Source organism: Pedobacter africanus, assembly GCF_040548825.1.
Lineage (GTDB): Bacteria > Bacteroidota > Bacteroidia > Sphingobacteriales > Sphingobacteriaceae > Pedobacter > Pedobacter africanus_A.
This window is the reverse complement of sequence record NZ_JBEPSL010000001.1, coordinates 2,172,322-2,191,378: the sequence shown is the minus strand read 5'-3', so window position 1 is coordinate 2,191,378 and position 19,057 is coordinate 2,172,322. Positions and strand designations below refer to the sequence as shown.

Sequence of the window (19,057 nt, the reverse complement as noted above, 5' to 3'; positions counted from 1 at the left end):
ACTCAATAACGTAAATTTAAGGGTTTGGCGGTGTTAATGTAGCCTGTAACAATTGTTTTAAGTCATCAAGCGTATTGATTTCATCTGCTTTTTTGTCTTTTCTCCATCGGGCAATGCGCGGAAACCGCAGGGCCAGTCCAGCTTTATGCCTTTTGCTCTCTGTAATTCCCTCAAAAGCAATTTCAAATACCAGTTCGGGCTTTACGGTACGTACCGGCCCGAATTTTTCTATTGCATTTTTTACCACAAAGGCATTTACTTCCTTTATTTCTTTGTCGGTTAATCCTGAATAGGCTTTAGCGATGGTGACCAGCTGTGCCCCATCACGTACGGCAAAAGTATAATCGGTATAAAAATTAGCTCTTCGGCCGCTTCCCTTCTGCGCGTAGATCATGACGGTATCTATTGTGAAGGGGTTGATTTTCCATTTCCACCAGTCGCCTCTCTTTCTCCCGCTATGGTACAGGGAATCCAGTTTTTTTAACATGATACCTTCGCTGTTGATGTCGCGTGCGCCCATTCTCAGTTGGGCCAGCTGTTCCCAGGTCTTAAACCCAATGATGGGCGACAAGAGCACAATGCTTTTGGTGCGCAATCGTCCAACAGTATCCGCCAATAGCTGTCTTCGCCTGCTTAGTGGTTCCGACCTCAGGTCATTTCCTTTGTGCTCCAGCAGATCGTAGGTAAAAAAACCGATTGGCGCATCTGTAAGCTGCGTTTTGCCTATCTTTTTTCTGTTTAACCTTTGTTGCAGTATACTGAAAGCCTGCACTGTTCCATCTTTTACAGAGAGTATTTCGCCATCCAGTACCGTTCCATCCTCCAGCTCGTCCCTTAAAAAATGAAGTTCAGGAAACTGCTCGGTTACCAGTTCTTCACCTCGCGACCATATGAACAATTCACCGTTTCTTTTTACAATTTGCCCGCGTATGCCGTCCCATTTCCATTCGGCTTGCCAGTCGCCGGTCGGTCCCAATGCTGCAGGTTCTGCTTCCAGGGCATAGGCCAGGCAAAAAGGATAGGGCCAGGAGTTGTCGGTATTTACATGTGCACCTGCCATCAAATCATGGTATGAGATCTGTCCAGGCTCCCATTTGCCCATAATACTGTGCATAACCTTGCTGCTTTCCGTTCCGCTTAATTTGGCCAGTGCATTTACCAGCATCTTACCGGATACCCCAATGCGGAAATTCCCTGAAATCAGCTTATTGAAAATGAAGCGTTCAGGTATTTCCAAGCTGCTCCAGGCATGAAGGATAAATGTCTTTTTATCATTGTCATCCTGTTCATTGAGCAAAGCAAGGTCTCGGATCCATTCATGCAGGTTGCGATTGTTTGAGGTGATGGGAGCGGGCAGTACCAATGCAATGGTTTCGCTTAAATCGCCCACATTGTGGTAACACTCTGTAAAAAGCCAATCCGGAATGCCACTTAGTTCAATGGCCCATTGTTTAAGAAGTACAGTGTTTACAGGCCTTCTGGGGCGCTTTCCTGTAAACATGGCAATTACATAAGGTTTATCCAGATCGTCGGCCTCTTCAAAATAAGCGGTAAGGGCTGCAATTTTATCGTTGGTCTTATTGCTCAGTTCCAGTTGCTGTATCAGTTCTGCAAAACGTTTCAAAGCTGTTCCTCCTCTTCCGCTTCATCACCATATTGTGTTTTTACCTCATGGGCTGTTATACCGATCTCATTCAGGTACCTGGAAAACACGGCACTGTACCCATGTGTAACAAATACTGTTTCGGCTGCTGTAGCCTTGATTGCTGACAACAGGCCCGGCCAGTCTGCATGGTCGCTCAGGGCGAAACCTGCATCGGCACTTTGCCATCTTCGGCCTGCTCTAACCTGCATCCAGCCGGAACAAATTCCTGTCGCAGCATTTGTCAGCGATTTTATCCATTTTCCATCGGCAAGGGCGGGAGGCACAATTACAATTCCCCGCTGGAGTTCTTCTTTTTTGAGGTCGGTGTTAATCCGGATCGTTTCGGGCAAATTCACACCTGTGGCTATAAGCGTTTCGTTCAGGTTGGCAATGGAATTGTGTACATAAATAGGCGCATGGCCACTCAGGCCTTTAATGAGACGTTGTGCTTTGCCCAGGCTATAGGCAATCAATACGCTGGTTTTGTGCTTTTCCTGGTTGGCTGAAACCCAATTTTTAATCTGATCGAATAAGACCTGCTGCGGCTGCCATTTGTAAATGGGCAGTCCAAAAGTGCTTTCTGATACAAAAGTATGGCATTTTACGGGTTCAAATTCAGTGCTGATACCATCGTATACCGTTTTGTAATCGCCAGAGACCACACAAACCTCTCCCTTATATTCCAGCCTTACCTGGGCCGATCCGATGACATGCCCTGCCGGAAAAAGACTCAGTTTGACGCCATTGATACTGATCTCCTTACCGTAGGGAAGTATTTCTATTTTTAAGCCAGGGCCCAACCTTTGATCAAGGATGGGCCTGGTCAGTTCATGGCAGAGGTAAGCCTGGTTGCCCCATTTTACATGGTCTGAGTGCCCGTGGGTTGTTACGGCCAGGTTAACAGGTTTCCAGGGGTCTATATAAAAATTGCCCTGTTTACAGTAAATGCCTTTATGGGTAAAGCTGATCAGTGTCATCTGGTGATTAACACGATTTAAGTCTATATAGTTTTAAATCTGATTACCTATTCGGCTTTCGCTCCAGCTTTTGCTTCGAATTCTTTTTGTTTGTTGATGTTGAATTTGAAAAGTTCCTCAGTTGATACGAGTTTTCGACTGCATTTTTCTATGTCCATACCGCCCTCTGTCCATAAATACGGACGGAAGCTATAAGACTTGTTTCCATCCAGGTTAGTTATAAACTGGTTCCAGGTAGACCACCTCAGTCCCTTATAGAAATCGGTCAGGTTCCCATCAAAACAAAACCGGATAAATTCTGTGTAGCCAAGCTCAAGCGCCTCCCATTTCAGGCTGTTGGGGCCCAGGTAATAAATAGACTTCAGGTCCTGACCAAAGGCGCCGTAGTTAATCGCAAAAAAACCGCCCACAGCATCGTCGGCAACCAGCAGGTAAGCTGGCTGATCACCATATTCTTTAATGGTTTTTCCTTTGTTCCAGCCCGGAACTGAGCGATTGAGCTTTGTACTGCCAGAACCCAGTATCCTTAACCAGCCCTGGTCTACCATAATCCCGCCGGTATTGTAAATTACCGCCCCAAGCGTGGTATAAGTCGAAACCTGGGTGTTAAACAATGCCTCTTTTGCCTGAGCTGAATCAACTGTCAGGACTTCGACTTTGTTTTTTGCGGAATCTATCCATTTCAAAACAAGGGGCCACGCAGGATCGGTGGTATTGATCAGTTCATCCAGACGCTGCATTTTTTGCTGGGCAAGGCATGTTAAGGTTAAAAAATTGAGGAACAGTATAAAACTATATTTGATGGTGCATTTCATAGATTTGCAGGTTTAGCTGTTACAAATTACAGATATCTGCCAAATATAAGGGACAATAGCGTAAAATTTCTATTTTTACAATTCACGTTGTAATTATGCCAAAGCTTACGGGGATTGTTCTGATGCTCTTCTTTTTAATAGGTCAATATGAATTTATAAGTGCCCAAACTAAAAAAACACTCAATGGAAATGTAACAGATGCCAGAACAGGTGAAACATTAATAGGCGCAAGTATTAAACTTACAGGCAGTATCCAGGCGGGAGGGATCAGTAATGCTTATGGTTTCTATTCTATTAGTGTTGCTGAAGGTAATTATGAAATTTCAGTTAGTTTCATTGGTTATAAAACATTTAAACAAAGCATCGTTATTGCAAAAGACACCCGGCTTAATTTTATGATGGAACAAGATAATCAGTTAAATGAGGTCGTAGTTTCGGCAATAAAACGCAACGAAAATGTAAGCAGCCCGCAAATGGGCCTGCAAAAAATAGCAGTTCGCGAGATCAACAATGTCCCGGTGCTGTTGGGCGAACGTGATGTGTTAAAAACCATTCAGCTGTTGCCAGGCATTAAATCGGCGGGTGAGGGGAACAGTGGCTTTTATGTGAGAGGAGGCTCAACTGATCAAAACCTGATTTTGTTAGACGAGGCCCCGGTTTACAATGCATCTCATTTACTTGGTTTTTTCTCCACGTTCAATTCCGATGCCATTAAGGATGTTAGCGTCTACAAAGGTGGAATGCCGGCTCAATATGGAGGACGGCTGGCTTCGGTGCTCGACATCAAAATGAACGACGGTAACAGAAAAAGATATACTGCAGAAGGAGGCATAGGTCTTATTTCCTCCAGGCTAAAGGTGGAAGGGCCGATAGTAAAAGATAAAGGCTCTTTTATGGTTAGCGCCCGAAGAACTTACCTGGATGCTTTCCTGGCCTTATCGCCAGACAGTTCGATAAACAGCAATACCCTGTTCTTTTACGATTTGAATGCAAAGGCCAACTATCAGCTGGACGAAAAGAATACTTTATACCTGTCCGGCTATTTTGGCCGCGACAAACTGGGACTGTCGGATACCTTTGGCTTCAACTGGGGAAATGCTACAGTGACGCTCAGATGGAACCATTTGTACAGCAACAGACTTTTTTCCAATACTTCTTTAATTTACAGCAACTACAATTATGTAATCCAGAATTTTATGGAAGAAAATAATTTTGAGGTAAATTCTTCCATCAGGGACTTTAACCTGAAGCAGGACTTTGAATACAGCCTGAGTAATGCGCACAGTTTGAAGTTTGGTATAAATGCCATACACCATACCATTGCCCCGGGTAAGCTTACTGCAAGTGCAACTTCGAGCGTAAACGAGACGAATTACGAAAACAGGAATGGGATGGAACTGGCCGCTTACCTGTCGGATGAATGGACAGTAAATGACAAAATGAACCTGGTTTATGGGTTGAGGGTAAGTAGTTTTTCCCTGATTGGCCCCGGAAACATCAAAAGTTATGATACGGACGGAAATACAGTCAGCACTGTAGCTTATCAATCCGGTGAATTTGTGAAAACCTATTTTAACCTGGAACCCCGTATTTCCGCAAGTTACCAGCTCACAAGTTCCAGTTCATTAAAAGCAGCCTATACCCGCAACATTCAAAATGTACACCTGATGTCCAATTCGACTTCAACTTCGCCTACAGACCTGTACATTATGAACAGCAATAACGTGAAACCTGAAGTTGCCGATCAGCTTGCTGCAGGATATTTTAGGAATTTTAATGACGATAACTACGAATTTTCGGCCGAGGTCTACTATAAGTGGATGCAAAACCAGATCGAATACCGTAGCGGAACAGATTTACGTGGGAATGGTAATGTTGAAGCAGATTTATTGTACGGAGATGGCCGGGCATATGGGATTGAGCTTTTCTTTAAGAAACGATTTGGCAGGTTCAATGGATGGTTAGGCTATACCTGGTCAAGAACAGAACGCCAGTTTGATGCCATTAATGATAACAGGTGGTTTTATGCCAGGCAGGACAGGACTCACGACCTTTCGCTGGTTGGCATTTACAAAGCGGGCAAACGCTGGACCTTTTCCTCGGTATTTGTTTACAATACCGGAAATGCCGTAACCTTTCCAAGTGGTAAATACCAGGTGAACAGCAGGACGGCTTTTTACTATACCGAGAAAAACGGGTACCGGACCCCGGCATACCATCGTTTGGATGTTTCAGCCACCCTGGAAGGCAAGCCCGGCAGGAGATTGCAGTCCAGCTGGTCTTTTGGTATATACAATTTGTACAACCGGCACAATGCATTTTCAATTGATTTTAAGGATGATCCGGATGACGTCAGCAGAACACAGGTAGTACGTACTACATTGTTTGGTATTATCCCTTCGGTAACCTGGAATTTTAAATTTTAATGAATGATGGACTTAAAAAGAAACAGGGGTTTAAAACAGCTGGTGATCTTAACCATTTTTCTTCCCGGGATGGTGTTGCTGGGCTGTGAAAAGGTAATTGAGCTGAAATTGGCTAATGCCGAACCGGCTGTTGTTATTGAAGGCGGGCTGAGCGACCAGAATGAAAATCAGGTAGTCAAAGTTTCCAAGACCTATAATTTTACTGAACCCAATAAGTTTAATGGATTAAGCGGGGCAAAGGTAGTACTGACCCGGCCTAACGGCAGTACCGTTAATTATACCGAAATAACACCAGGTTTCTACCAGACCGTTAAATTTCGTGGCATTCCAGGCGGACGTTATACTTTGGATGTTACTGTTGAGGGGAAAACGTACCGCGCAAGTTCTACCATGCCCGCAAAGGTAATGCTGGATTCGCTCTCCTTCAGGCAGTTTGATTTTTTTGGTACTACAAATACCTATATCGCTGTAAATTATAACGACCCCCGGGAAGTGCAGAACCAATACCGGTATATTTTAAAAGTTAAAGGAAAAGTGGAGAAGGATGTGGTAAACGAAGACCGCTTTAACAATGGCAATAAAGTGTCGGACGTGATTTTTCATGACCTGGGCGATTTGGTTTCAGGCGATAGCCTTCATGTTGAATTCCAGTGCGTGGACCGCAATGTTTACAGGTATTTTTACAGTCTGGGACAAAACTCCGGTGAAGCAGGTCCGCCTGTTTCACCGGCCAATCCGGTTTCCAATTTTAACAACGGGGCTCTGGGTGTTTTTAATGCCTATACCTCAAGCAAAAGGACTGCTGTGATCAGGTAAGTGCACAATTTGTTTTCCGGCAGAACAATGTTAACTTTATGCTATCTCTATTAATCATCTCATAAAATTAACACCATGGCTCCATACACAGATCAGGACCTGTCTTCAACTGAAGAAGAAAGGATTAAGGCTTTGCGTAGGTATGATGTGCCCGATACCCTTCCGGACGAATCATTAGATAGATTAACAAAACTGGCGGCTAATCTGCTTAAAGTACCCATTGCCATGATTTCTATGGTAGATAAGGATGAAATATGGTTTAAGTCGAAATATGGCACTGATATGCAGCAATTGAAGCGCCATGATGGCTTATGCGCCACGGTAACTAAGACCGGTGATTTTTATCTGGTAGAAAATGCAGCAACTGACCCCAGAACAATGGCTCATCCCCTGGTATCAGGAGAATTTGGGCTGAAATTTTATGCAGCTTATCCACTTACTACAATTGAGGGGCATCACCTTGGTGCTTTTTGTATAATGGACAAAATGCCCGGAACACTCAATAAAGAGGAAACAGCGCTGTTGAAAGACCTCCGGGATATTGCGATGGACCGTATAGAACTTAAATTCGCTTCAAGAACACTGGCTTCCCGTCACAATCAAATATTAAATACCACTGCTCATGATCTTAAAAACCCACTGACTACCATTCCTGTCCGTGCAGATCTGATCAAACTCAAAAAGCATGATCCCGAAACCGTCGATGTCATGTGCGATCAGATAAAAATGGCCAGTTTAAGCATGGTAGGTATTATCGATGAGCTCCTGCAATCGGGAAGCATGGAAGCAGGTCAGGTCCGGTTGCTGGTCATGAAAGTCAGCATTCCATCTTTGGTAGCCAATGTTGTAGCGATGAACCAGCCCCTTGCAGAAAGAAAAGGGCAGTCCATAAATTTTAGCGCCCAAACAGAGGCAATTATCAACGGCGATGAAGGGAAATTGAACGAAATAGTAGACAATCTGATCAACAATGCCATTAAATATGCACCCGTTGATACCCACGTCCATGTCCGGGTAACAAGCTCCGAAGGTCAGGTAATTATTGAAGTAGCTGATGAAGGACCGGGACTAACCGCAGAAGATAAAAAGCATTTGTTCCAACGGTTTACCCGTTTAAGCGCCCAGCCAACAGGCGGTGAACATTCCACAGGCCTGGGGCTGTCCATTGTCAAAGTCCTTGTACAAGCACATGGGGGTCAAATACATGCGGAGAGCGAAGGGGCCGGCCGCGGGGCCAAATTTATTGTCAGACTTCCTCTGAGCAAATAAGTTAAAAGCATTCAACAGCCCAGCTGCCGGTCCACTGCCTGCCGGGGGGCAGGACTGTAATGCCTTCTTTATGCTCCAGATGCTGGTTGTGATCAATTCCGTCGGCAATTCCCTGCCAGGGTTCAAGGCAAACAAAATCTGCATCTTTAGCTGCCCATATGCCAAAGAAAGGAAAATTCTTAAAACTGAAATGAATCCCTCTGGTGTTCTTATAGTTTCTCAGACTGATACAATCACTTTTTAGTGTTTTAAGTATCAGTGCATCATCATAAAAAAGTTCATGTGCTAAAGGCAGTTTTCTGCCTGATAATGCTATAGTTGCAGTTTGATGGTCAACCAAATCCTCCCGGATCTTATGGTAGGTTAAGGTCTCCTCCTTATTGAATTGCAGGAAATAATCGGTATAGGCAATGTCCGCATTTACTTCAGTTGTAAAAGCCGGGTGTGCACCAACAGAAAACAGCAAATTATCTTCAGCAGGGTTTGACACCGTATAGCTGCACGAAAGTGTTGCGCCTGTCAGCGTGTAGCGCAGCTGCAGTTCAAAAGGAAAAGGATAAACCTTTAACGTTTCTTCGTCATGTTTCAGTGAAAATACCAGGGTTGTGCTGCTGATCTGGTTCGGCTCAAAGTTTTTGTCCCTTGCAAAACCATGCCTGGGCAAATGATAGGCTTTGTTTTTATAGTAGTAAGTGTGCTGTTTTAAACCACCTACTATTGGAAATAGAACCGGGCTGAATTTGCCCCAGTAGTCCGGATTACCCGACCAGAGGTATTCAGTATTGTTTTTTTTATTTTTTAAACTCTGCAATTCTGCACCTTTAATTGCAAATGAAGCTTTTAAGTACTCATTCTCAAGGAAAATCATATTGGATAAAAATAAAAAAATCCTTTTTGTTATATTAGAACTCAGCTAAAAAACTACAATGTTTTTATTCAGGTCGGTATCCGGTAATTTATATGAAGTTTGAAAACAGGTTTTCGGAGATGATAAACCGGCTTCTGGAACGTCCCAGGTTAGCGGGCATCCTGGTTTTTCTGTTTTTGCTCCTGCTCATTGGTTTCATTACCAATCAGAAATACCAGATTGTTAAGGAGAATGAACGTCAGGAGATGCTGGGCATACTAAATGTGGTAAAACAAAATATAGATCAGTCGCTGAAAAATAGCTATACATCTGCTTTTCTTCTTGCCCTTACATTGGATGAGGAGGGGAATCCTGTTGATTTTGAAAAAATAGGGGCAGAGCTTTTGGCGTCCAATTCTATGTTGCAGGCAGTAGAACTGGTGCCCGATGGGATCATAAAATATGTTTACCCTTTAAAAGGAAATGAGAAGGTTCTGGGAATGAATGTATTTAAGGAACCCAGGCAGGTAGCCATAGGAGCCTATAAAACCGTCAATTACAAAAAAATGTATTTTTCCGGCCCTATTAAACTCAAACAGGGCGGTACAGGAATTATAGGCCGCATACCTTTGTTTATAGATCATAAATTTTGGGGCTTTTCTGCCGTAGTGATTAAACTGGATGCCTTTCTGCAGCAGGCAGGGTTGTACAATAACGCCAATAAGAAGTTTTATTTCCAGTTTTCAAAACGTGACGCTGCAACGGGAAAAGAAGAGTTTTTTCTTTCAGGCGAAAAGGACTTTAGCAAAAATGCCTATGAGCATGTTTTTTTTCCGGATGGTGACTGGAAACTTTACCTTGTGGTAAAAAGCAGGTATGCCTTATTTGCTCAACTGCTTTTTACCTTATTGTTAGGACTTGCCTTTGCCCTGGTTTGTGGAGTGCTGACCATGAAAGTGTTTAAGAAGCCTGCTGAAATCAAGGAACTTGCAGATCAGCAAACCAGAGCTTCTGAACAACGGATGGGCTCATTAATAGATACCATTGACGGCATTGTATGGGAGGCCGATCCCGTTGATTTCCATTTTACATTTATCAGCAGGAAAACGGAAGAAATATTGGGCTATACTCCCGAAGAATGGCTCAATTCTCATTCTTTCTGGGCAGATCATGTACATCCTGATGATAAGGACTGGGTAGTCAATTATTGTGACGTATGTACGAAAGCGCTCCAGGCCCATGATTTTGAATACCGCATGATCGCTAAAGATGGGAGCGTAGTATGGTTAAGGGATATTGTAAATGTAATTGCTGAAAACCAGCAGCCTGTTTTGCTGAGGGGAATTATGATCAACATCACTAAACAGAAAAAGGCCGAAAAGACGTTAAATGATTCATTTAGCCTGGTAAATGAACAAAACAGGCGTTTACTGAATTTCTCTTATATTGTTTCGCATAATCTCCGTTCCCATACCAGTAACATAGAGGCTATTTCAAATCTGATGGAGCTGGCAAACTCTGAAATGGAAAGAACAGAATTGCTGGACCTGCTAAAAAGGGCTTCCTCATCCCTGAACGAAACACTGCTCAATTTAAACCAGATCGTAAATATTCATACCAGCATCAATATCAAGGTTGAGGCCTTGAATGTGAAGCAATATATCGCCAAGACCCTGCGCGCTTTACATGCTGAAATTGCTGCAAAAAATGTACAGATCCTGGAAAGCGAGGCCTGCGATATGGTTGTAAACTATAACCCTGCTTACCTGGAAAGCATTCTTCTCAATTTTATCTTCAATGCCATCAGGTATAGTCACGCAGAGCGTAAGCCTGTAGTCGAACTGAGCTGTTATCTGGAGAATGAGCAGCAAGTGCTTCAGATTACCGACAATGGTGTTGGCATAGATCTGGAAAAGTATGGCGATGAGCTGTTTGGTATGTATAAAACATTTAATGGCAATGCGGACTCCCGGGGGATAGGCTTATTTATTTCCAAAAATCAGATTGATGCCATGGGCGGAAAGGTTACGGTAAGCAGTGTATTAGGAGAAGGCACAACCTTTAAAATCTACTTTAAATAAAAAAGCAGCTCTTAAAGCTGCTTTTTTATTTTCTTATTTTCCTCCGGGAGGACAGTTACGTTTTAGAAACTCAGTATAAGTTAAAGCCAGGTGTTCTGAAGTGCCCTGACCTTCATTGATGCTGTGTGTCCTGTTGGGGTAAGACATCAGTTGAAACACCTTTCTGTTTTTGATCAGCTCATTGATCAGCATCTCTGCATTCTGGTAATGCACATTGTCATCTCCGGTACCATGAATATAGAGCAGATTTCCTTTGAGGTTTTTTGCATAGCTGATCGGCGAACCTTTGATATAGGCCTCTTTGGTAAGTAGGGGAGATCCCATGTAGCGTTCCTGGTAGATGTTGTCATAGGTAAGCTGATTGGCTACAGCAGCAATGGCAATCCCTGTTTTGTAAATTTCCGGGTATTGGAACATCAGGTTCAGGGTAGAAGAACCACCACCGCTCCAGCCCCATACTGCAACCCTGTTTTTATCTACAAATGGCCATTGTATAATTTTTTTTGCAGCCATGGCCTGGTCGCGTATATTCAATACACCTATGTTTTTGTAAATGCTTTTGCGCCATTCCCTGCCTTTAGGAGCAGGAGCACCCCTGTTTTCAAGAGAAATATAGATATAGCCATCTTTTGGCATATCGCCTGCATAGAGCCAGTTTACGCCCATGCCGTAAGTATCTGTAACGGTCTGGGCAGCGGGTTCACCATACACATAAAATACCACCGGATATTTTTTTGTCTGGTCAAAGTTATCTGGCTTTTTCATCCAGCCATCCATTTCAACACCGTCTTCTGTCGTAATTTTGAAGAATTCCACCTTGTTTTTGGGAGGCTTTATCCGACCCAGCTGATTGGTAATACTGCCTTCCATGGTAAGCGGGTTTAAAGTGGTCAGTTTCATCCACTCGGTAATTGGAGGTACGCTTGCTGTGGTATAAGTATGGCGCGCAAATACTGCATTGGGCGAGATTTCATAGGTATGCGTACCTGGCAGAATAGACGGGGTTACCATTTCAGCTTTGGCACCACCGCTCAGTTTAACCTTGTACAGATATTTTTGTGTGGCATTGGTAGGCGATGCCATAAAATACATCAGGCTGTTTTTTTCGTCTACCAGCGATTTTTCAATCACATCAAAATCCCCTTTGGTAATGAGGGTTTGTTTTTTTCCGTCTTTACTGATACGGTAAGCATGGCGCCATCCGTCTTTTTCGCTCATCCATATAAATTCTTTTCCGGCATTGATCCATTCCCAGGTTTGGGCACCCGCGTCTATCCAGGCCTTATCGGTTTCAGTATAGATGTTTTCGGCTGTACCGGAAGCTGCATTTGCTACAAAAAGCTTACTTACGTTTTGTTCCCTGTTCAGCTGCTGAAGGATTACTTCATTGGAATTTGGAATCCAATCCATCCTCGGGATGTAATGCTGTACCTGATCGCCTGGGATGTTCAGCCATTTGGTTTGTGCTGTAGCTATGCTTACAACACCGATTTTACAGGCCGAAGGATTTTCTCCAACCTTAGGGTATTCTACCGGAATTACATAAGGGTAAATGGAATCCGTGTTGTCTATCATTAAAAAGTTTTTGATTTTAGTAGCATCAATCTGCCAGTAGGCGATGGATTGTCCATCAGGGCTCCACCTGAAGCCATCCCTACAGTCAAATTCCTCTTCATACACCCAATCGAACGTTCCGTTGATCATCCGATCGGTACCATCTGTAGTAAGTGCCTTGCTGGTTTTAGCCTGCAGATCGTCTACGTACAGGTTGTGTTTGCTCACATAGGCCACCTTGCTGCCATCGGGCGAGAATTTGGCAAACATGAGCGATGAAGCAGGTTTGTCTTTGCCTACCTGCGTTAGGGTATTGGTCTTTAAATCCGCAACAAAATAATCGCCCCGGGTTTCATAGCGCCATACTTTTTTGCTGTTGGTATAAATCAATGCTTTGGTACCATCCTCAGAGAGTTCAAAATCTTTAATACCACGGATGTTGTTTCCTCCACTGTATAGCAAATCCCGACCTATAATCGTTTTGCGGTCATTTTGGGGCAAAGCAACGGTTACGAGCTCTCCATCCATAATCTGGTAATAAGCATTTCCATCTTTGGTCCACCTCAGCTCAGGTTTATTTTGTGCATTTACTTTTACCGTTAAGCCGATGATGGCGACTAAAGCAAGTTTAAAAACGACATTTCTGAAATTCATTTTATTAAAGTTCTATAAATTGACGATATACATTTTGCAGATAGGCTTTGGCATGGTCAACTGTTTGACGTGTTTTTGCCTTGTCTTCTGCATTACTGTTAAATAAAATCATTTTTCCTACGTTGTCAAATGTAACGCATTGCTGCTGATCAATAAAGCCCATGCCGTTGTCCCAGCTAAAAAACGCAAAAGGTTTGGTATAAGGGTTCAACAGGTTTTTGCTCCAGGTAAATTGCTGTGCAGGAATGTCCAGTTGTGCAAGAAGGGTGGCCGCAATATCGGTCTGACTGCCTACCTGGTCAAATCTGTGCCCCTTGAATTCATCTTTGATCACCTCACCATAAAACAGCAGCGGAATATGATAACGTCCTGGTGTAGAGATGTCATGTGCATTTTTTGGAAGCAGATGACCATGGTCTGCCACAAATACAAACAGCGTATTTTTATACCAGGCTTGTTTTTTTGCATTGATTAAATAAGCATTGATACAGGAATCTGTATAATAGGCTGTACTCTTAAATTTTGCCGTGTTGTCGGAATTTCCGAATTTAGGTGTACCCGGGAGCTCATAAGGCTCATGATTCGTGAGCGTAAGGAGGGTAGAGAAGAAAGGCTGCCTTTCCTTGTTCAGGTCGGCCACCTGTCTTTCAAACACAAGTTCGTCAAATTTCCCCCAGCGGGATTTCATTTCATTGCCTTTGAAGTTGTTTTTGTCTACCAGTTTCTGGTAATCATGGCTCAAGATGAAAGCTTTGTAATTGTCGAACTCAGATTCTCCTCCATAAAAGAAAGAAGTATGGTATCCGTTTTTAAAGAATGCCTGTGAAAGGGCAGGGATTTTCTGCATTTTTTCCGGCCATTTTACAATGCTTCCGGCGGCAAGGGTAGGAAAACCTGCAAGGGTGGCAATAAGTCCCTTATCTGTTCTGCTTCCCGCAGAATAAATCTGACTGAAAAGTACACCCTTCTTCATCAAGGTATCAAAATGAGGGGTAATGCCATCCTCGTTACCAAGGGTTTTAGTGAGGTCAGCCGTAAAACTTTCCACAATTACCACTACTACATTGGGACGTCTGGTTGTCAGAATACGCGTAGTTGTATCTTTTTCAGTAGTATACAATGCTTTGATATCCCGGTCTGCCTGCTGGTTATCCAGATAAACATAAGGGTTCTTTTTTGTCATTTTTGACGCAAGTATACTTGAAAGCAGGTTCCATTCTGTATTTACAGCAGCATGGTTCAGTAGCTGCTGTTCCGAAAAGTAGGCCATGCTTTGTGTGATGGGCGATCCCCGGAGGCCGCCTCTGATCAGCAGAAAATTTCCCGCTATCAGGGCCAGACAAACAATTGTCCGGATCCAGATTGGGCTGCGGCTAAAACTCAGTTTACGCAGTACCACATAACGCTGAAGGAATAAACCCAATGCAAATAGCAGAATGAGCAGGGACACGGAGAGGCCGATAGGCGAGGAAGCACTGGAAGCCGTTGCCTCTCCGGGCGACAGGAAAGCAAATCCAAGCGCTTTAGCGTTTATTTTGCTGCCCCATTCTCTGTAGATGTTAAAATTAACCACAGAAATGATACTGAAAAGCACGATCAGGATTTTGTTGTAAACCGATACCCATTTCAGTTCCACTATTTTTCTGCCGTTTAGCAGCCAGTAAATGTAGCTAAATAGCGGTATAACGGCCAGATAGGCTGTCATAGACAGGTCTAATGGGATCGCATGGTAAAAAGTTGCTGTGGTTTCAGCTAAAGGAACAGCGGCAACTTTTTGGTGGTAGATCAGTATAAATATCAGCCGGTCTAAAAAAAAGAACAGTAGCCAGAACAGGAAGAACCGTAAAAAAAAGAGCAGACTTTTCAGCATTTTATTCCAGGCTTATTGTCCGCCCCGCATTGCTTTTAATTCGGCCATTGTTTTTTGCTCATATCCTTTAGGAATATCCAGGGAGAAAGGTCCTACTTTACCTTCTTTAACATTTTTTAAGGTAACCATGGTTTTGAAGCCGTCCTGGCTATTCGAATATTTAATAGGTGTAGCATTTAAGGCGTTAAAGCCCGGAGGGTTGCCCCCTTTAGGTAATTTAAGTTCTGTAGTGGCCCACAATTCGTAGGTTACCCCATTGTTGTCTTTGTAGGTGTATTTTTCAGCATTGAAACCGGCGATCACCTGTTTTTCACCGGTTGCTTTAAAGTCGCTGAAGGTTAAACCACCCCTTTGCTGTTCTACTTCTTCTTTGGAAAGTTTTGCAGCATACTGCTTTTGCATGATCGGGATGTCGACCAGTACCAATGAATTGCTAAGTTCTCCATCATTGATGACCTTCAACATGGCAGCACCCATATCAACCTGTATTTTAGATAGGTTTCCATTAAATTCTACTTTGCTTTCAGAAGGCAGCAGCGAAGGGTCAATCTGTTTTTTCTGTTCATCTGTAAGTAAATATTCTATCCCATAGGTAATCGTTCCCGAATCCATAACTTTTTGGGCTTTAGCTATAATAGCTGTTCCGATTAAAATAATTGCCAGAACTCCGGTTTTAATAGATTTAAACATATCTTGAATTATAAATTTTTACCAGTTTATTTTCTCTTTGCTGATAAAGGCAGCAACACCTTTTTTGAAGTCTTCACTTTCCCTTACCAGGGCATTGAGCTGTACCGCTTCTGCTAAACTCTTGTCAAGCCCCGGATTTGTGGTCTGCCCGATCAGCCGTTTGGTTACCATTAAGGAATTGGCTGAAGCTTCAGTACACAAACTTAATGCAAAATTCTTTACATTAAGACTGATATCTGTCTTGTTTGTTACAAAAGTAATCAGTCCGTAATTTAAGGCTTCCTGTGCAGAGAACAATACCCCAGTCAGTAATAGTCTCTTTGCAATGCTTTCACTGGTTTTACGCAGCAAAAAACAAGCTACAATAGCCGGTACAAAACCAAGTTTAACCTCGGTATAACCAAAATTGGCTTCAGGAACGGCAAAGGTAATGTCACAGACGGTGGCCAAACCACACCCCCCGGCAATGGCATGCCCCTCAACCTGCGCAATTACCACTTTTGGAAGATCATAAATTGTGGTAAATAGTGTCTTCAGGTTTTCAGAATCCGCCAGGTTTTCTTCGTATGAATTTTGCTGAAGCTGCTGAAGATAGGCGAGATCAGCCCCCGCACTGAAGACCGGGCCATTGGCTTTCAGGACAACTACCTTAACAGCTTCATCCTTTGAGGCCTTGTTAAATGCAGCAGTCAGTTCAGCAACAAGTTCAGGGTTCAGTGCATTCCGTTTGTCGGGCCGGTTGATGCATATGGTCGCTATACGCTCCTCAACGCTATATAAAACCAGGGCTTCAGTCATACAAATATTAAGTTGATCCGGCCAAATATAAGAAAATAACCCGCTCTATCTGGTGTTGATCCAGAACAGGCTTAATTACATACTTAAAGGGTTTACTACCGGGATCAAGGTCGGTATACAAAACAGCGCTATGTGCAGAAATACAGGCAATGGCGTAATTGTGTTTCAATTTAAACCTGATGATCTTCTTTTGTTGTGTCGCTTTTAATTTGTGGTAGCCTCCAAAGCATTGAAAACTTAAAAAAGCAAGTAATGATACAAATAATAACCTTTTTTGGTAATGCTGCATGGCCATTACAAAGCAGATTATTGTAACGCAGAGTAACAGCAGCTCGGTTTTACTGATCCAGATGCCAGAGATGCCTGAAAACGGCAATTCGGCAATTTTATTAAGGCCGGTATTGGTAAACCTAATGAGTGCTTCCAACAAGGGGCCCAGGCATTCAATTTTAAAAAGAAGAGTAATTATACCAATGTATAAAATTAAAGTAACCGGTATCATGATAAAGAGGTTACTGATCAAAAAGCAGAGCGGGAACTGATGAAAGTAATATATGCTTAATGGATAGGTCGTCAGCTGAGCTGCGGCAGACATTGTTGTTGCAGCCCAGATTTTATCCAGCAATGGGTTTTTAAAGGCCAGCCAGGCATAGATATCAGGCTGCAGGTACATTAACCCCAGCACCGCCAGGAATGAAAGTTGAAAACCAATATCCCATATCAGGAATGGGTTGTAGAGCAACAGGCAAAAAGCCGCAAATGCAATAACGTTATAGCTGTTCGCACGTTTGTCAAATAACCTGGCTATAATAAATACCGAAAGCATAATGGCCGATCGAAGTATAGAAGGCGAGAAGCCGGTTAACAGCGAATAAGCCCAGATCAGTATTAAGATCAATAGTGTTTTAATATACTTTAAGGTCCGGCTGCCATTGAGAAAAAACAGCATCCAGTTCAATACAAGATAAATCAGTCCCACATGCATCCCTGATACGGACAGTGCATGTATGGTGCCGGTTTTGGAGTAGATATTTAAAGTTTCGGTACTCAGGTCGGATCGGTAGCCAAGTATAAGGGTAGCTACAAGTGCAAAGGCTTCCTCGTTCTTAATAATTTTCCGGTAAAAAGCGACTTGTTTTTCCCTAAGCTTCAAGGCGTATCTGATTAGGCTGTGGCCATTGTTGCTGTTTAGTTTAACCAGGTCTGTTTGTTTTAAAAAAGTTTGATGATAAATATTCCTTGAAGCCAGCCAGGATTTAACATCAAATTCTGCCGGACTGCCCGGAGCATCGGTTGCCATAACTGCAACAGGAATCAGCAACTCGTCGCCGTATTCCAGTGAAATGGAAACAAGAGAATCAGGCCTTACGGCCACCCTTATTTTTCCCGAGACCCTTTCTGAAATTACCGGACATGAGGAACCCAAAAAATGATAGCCATTTGTCACCATTCCCTCAAACCAAATATTATTTGGTTTTATTTTCGGCTCGTCGATAATTTTTAATTTTAGGTATTTTAAATTTTTAAATGCATAATAATCAGTATTTAATTTATGATTATATAAAGTAGAAGATAAACATCCTGATAGGTAAAAAAAGCAGTGTAGCAATAAACCTGCTTTTCTGATATACTGATGTGATGCAAATCGTTCTTTTTGAAAAGCCAGGCTAAAGAGCAGCAAGAGCAGGCCGGCATTGAGGCCTGACAGTACTTCTGAAAGGTAGGGTAATTTTACCTGGTAGGTGCTCACGATACCTAATGAGAAGGGGAGCAGGATTCTTATAAAGGGGAGTCCTTTAATTGGATTCTGGTACACAAGCGTCATAAGAACTGGTGCCTTAGCTGAAGTTTAACCTCCGCTTTTTTGTTTCCGGCTATTTCATCCAGTCCCGAACCAATAGTTCTTGTTTGCCGGTATACCGATACTGCATACCTGGCCCAAATATCCATTTCCTTCATTGGCCTGTATCTGGCATTGATAAAAATACAAACCCCTTTTCCCGAATAGAAGCCTGCGCACTGCCGCTTAAATACCCTTTCCAAGGGTAGCTTCTCTTCATCCACGAGTGCCTTGCAGTAAGGATAGGGGCAGGGAAAAAATAATAATATTTTCTTCATTGTGATCGGCATAAATTGGCCAAATCACAACAAACACAATCAAATAAAAAAATAATTTAAATAGTAAGTTAAATCTCTTCGTTTAACTTCAGTAAGAAGTCTTTTAGTTTTTCCAGTGAGGCAATGATCTTCTGGTTTTCTTTTACTTCGCCACTGTTGTTTTTGAGGTGTTCTTTAGCTCCTTTAAGGGTAAAACCTTTATCATCTACCAGGTGGAATATGATTTTCAGATTTTCGATATCTTCAGGTGTAAATAAGCGGTTTCCCTTTTTGTTTTTTTTGGGTTGTAACACGTCAAATTCCTTTTCGTAAAAGCGGATCTGGGAGGCATTTACACCAAACATTTCGGTGACTTCTCCCATGGTATAATACATTTTATTAATTTCCCGTTCTTTGTAAGGCATATTTTGGTGTTGATTATGAATTGATTACAGGTTTTATTTAAAGCTTTCAAACTTAGTTAAAGTTAAGCAAGTATCCATGGACACCCGAAAAAA

The 19,057-nt window shown here is 42.7% G+C and carries 15 protein-coding genes; 4 read left to right on the top strand and 11 right to left on the bottom strand.

Annotated features, from left to right (window positions below):
• Positions 1–16: 16 nt before the first annotated feature.
• Genes ABIE26_RS09050 through ABIE26_RS09040 form a run of 3 tightly spaced genes read right to left on the bottom strand, consistent with a single transcriptional unit; the run spans position 17 to position 3,437 of the window.
• Positions 17–1,624: an ATP-dependent DNA ligase gene (locus tag ABIE26_RS09050; protein ID WP_310137700.1), complete on the bottom strand. Its 1,608-nt coding sequence runs from the start codon at positions 1,622–1,624 to the stop codon at positions 17–19.
• Entirely contained in the window at positions 1,621–2,622 is a 1,002-nt protein-coding gene (locus ABIE26_RS09045; RefSeq protein WP_310137702.1) for a ligase-associated DNA damage response exonuclease, read from the bottom strand. The genes ABIE26_RS09050 and ABIE26_RS09045 overlap by 4 nt, the downstream gene beginning before the upstream one ends.
• A gap of 47 nt (positions 2,623–2,669) precedes the next feature.
• A complete protein-coding gene (locus ABIE26_RS09040; protein ID WP_310137704.1) occupies positions 2,670–3,437 on the bottom strand; it encodes a DUF2625 domain-containing protein in 768 nt (255 codons plus the stop codon).
• 95 nt (positions 3,438–3,532) lie between these two features.
• Here ABIE26_RS09040 and ABIE26_RS09035 point away from each other — a divergent pair, with 95 nt between their 5' ends.
• The 3 genes from ABIE26_RS09035 (at position 3,533) to ABIE26_RS09025 (ending at position 7,948) form a co-directional block, all read left to right on the top strand.
• A complete protein-coding gene (locus ABIE26_RS09035; protein ID WP_310137707.1) occupies positions 3,533–5,863 on the top strand; it encodes a TonB-dependent receptor in 2,331 nt (776 codons plus the stop codon).
• 3 nt (positions 5,864–5,866) lie between these two features.
• Positions 5,867–6,679: a DUF4249 domain-containing protein gene (locus ABIE26_RS09030; protein ID WP_310137709.1), complete on the top strand. Its 813-nt coding sequence runs from the start codon at positions 5,867–5,869 to the stop codon at positions 6,677–6,679.
• 75 nt (positions 6,680–6,754) lie between these two features.
• Entirely contained in the window at positions 6,755–7,948 is a 1,194-nt protein-coding gene (locus tag ABIE26_RS09025) for a GAF domain-containing sensor histidine kinase (protein ID WP_310137712.1), read from the top strand.
• A gap of 1 nt (position 7,949) precedes the next feature.
• Here the strand turns inward: ABIE26_RS09025 and ABIE26_RS09020 are convergent, their stop codons facing one another.
• Positions 7,950–8,816 carry an aldose 1-epimerase family protein gene (locus tag ABIE26_RS09020; RefSeq protein WP_310137714.1) on the bottom strand — a complete coding sequence of 289 codons (867 nt, stop codon included), beginning with the start codon at positions 8,814–8,816 and terminating at the stop codon, positions 7,950–7,952.
• Between the two features lie 92 nt (positions 8,817–8,908).
• On the opposite strand from ABIE26_RS09020, the gene ABIE26_RS09015 reads away from it, so the two are divergent.
• Positions 8,909–10,876: a sensor histidine kinase gene (locus tag ABIE26_RS09015; protein WP_354375422.1), complete on the top strand. Its 1,968-nt coding sequence runs from the start codon at positions 8,909–8,911 to the stop codon at positions 10,874–10,876.
• A 33-nt stretch (positions 10,877–10,909) separates the two neighbouring features.
• On the opposite strand, the gene ABIE26_RS09010 is transcribed toward ABIE26_RS09015, so the two are convergent.
• From ABIE26_RS09010 to ABIE26_RS08980, 7 genes are all read right to left on the bottom strand, one after another.
• The gene (locus ABIE26_RS09010; protein WP_310137720.1) at positions 10,910–13,084 is read right to left on the bottom strand and encodes a S9 family peptidase; all 2,175 of its coding nucleotides are present in this window, start codon (positions 13,082–13,084) and stop codon (positions 10,910–10,912) included.
• A 4-nt stretch (positions 13,085–13,088) separates the two neighbouring features.
• A complete protein-coding gene (locus ABIE26_RS09005; protein WP_310137723.1) occupies positions 13,089–14,954 on the bottom strand; it encodes an LTA synthase family protein in 1,866 nt (621 codons plus the stop codon).
• 12 nt (positions 14,955–14,966) lie between these two features.
• Positions 14,967–15,644, bottom strand: coding sequence for a hypothetical protein (locus tag ABIE26_RS09000; protein WP_310137725.1), 678 nt, complete (start codon positions 15,642–15,644; stop codon positions 14,967–14,969).
• A gap of 18 nt (positions 15,645–15,662) precedes the next feature.
• Positions 15,663–16,442: an enoyl-CoA hydratase/isomerase family protein gene (locus ABIE26_RS08995; RefSeq protein WP_310137727.1), complete on the bottom strand. Its 780-nt coding sequence runs from the start codon at positions 16,440–16,442 to the stop codon at positions 15,663–15,665.
• 7 nt (positions 16,443–16,449) lie between these two features.
• Positions 16,450–18,267, bottom strand: a complete 1,818-nt coding sequence (locus ABIE26_RS08990; RefSeq protein ID WP_310137729.1) for a ComEC/Rec2 family competence protein — start codon at positions 18,265–18,267, stop codon at positions 16,450–16,452.
• The gene (locus ABIE26_RS08985) at positions 18,264–18,560 is read right to left on the bottom strand and encodes a hypothetical protein (RefSeq protein ID WP_310137731.1); all 297 of its coding nucleotides are present in this window, start codon (positions 18,558–18,560) and stop codon (positions 18,264–18,266) included. Before ABIE26_RS08985 ends, ABIE26_RS08990 begins: the two co-directional genes overlap by 4 nt.
• A 68-nt stretch (positions 18,561–18,628) precedes the next feature.
• A complete protein-coding gene (locus tag ABIE26_RS08980) occupies positions 18,629–18,964 on the bottom strand; it encodes a MerR family transcriptional regulator (RefSeq protein ID WP_084239758.1) in 336 nt (111 codons plus the stop codon).
• Positions 18,965–19,057 lie beyond the last annotated feature (93 nt).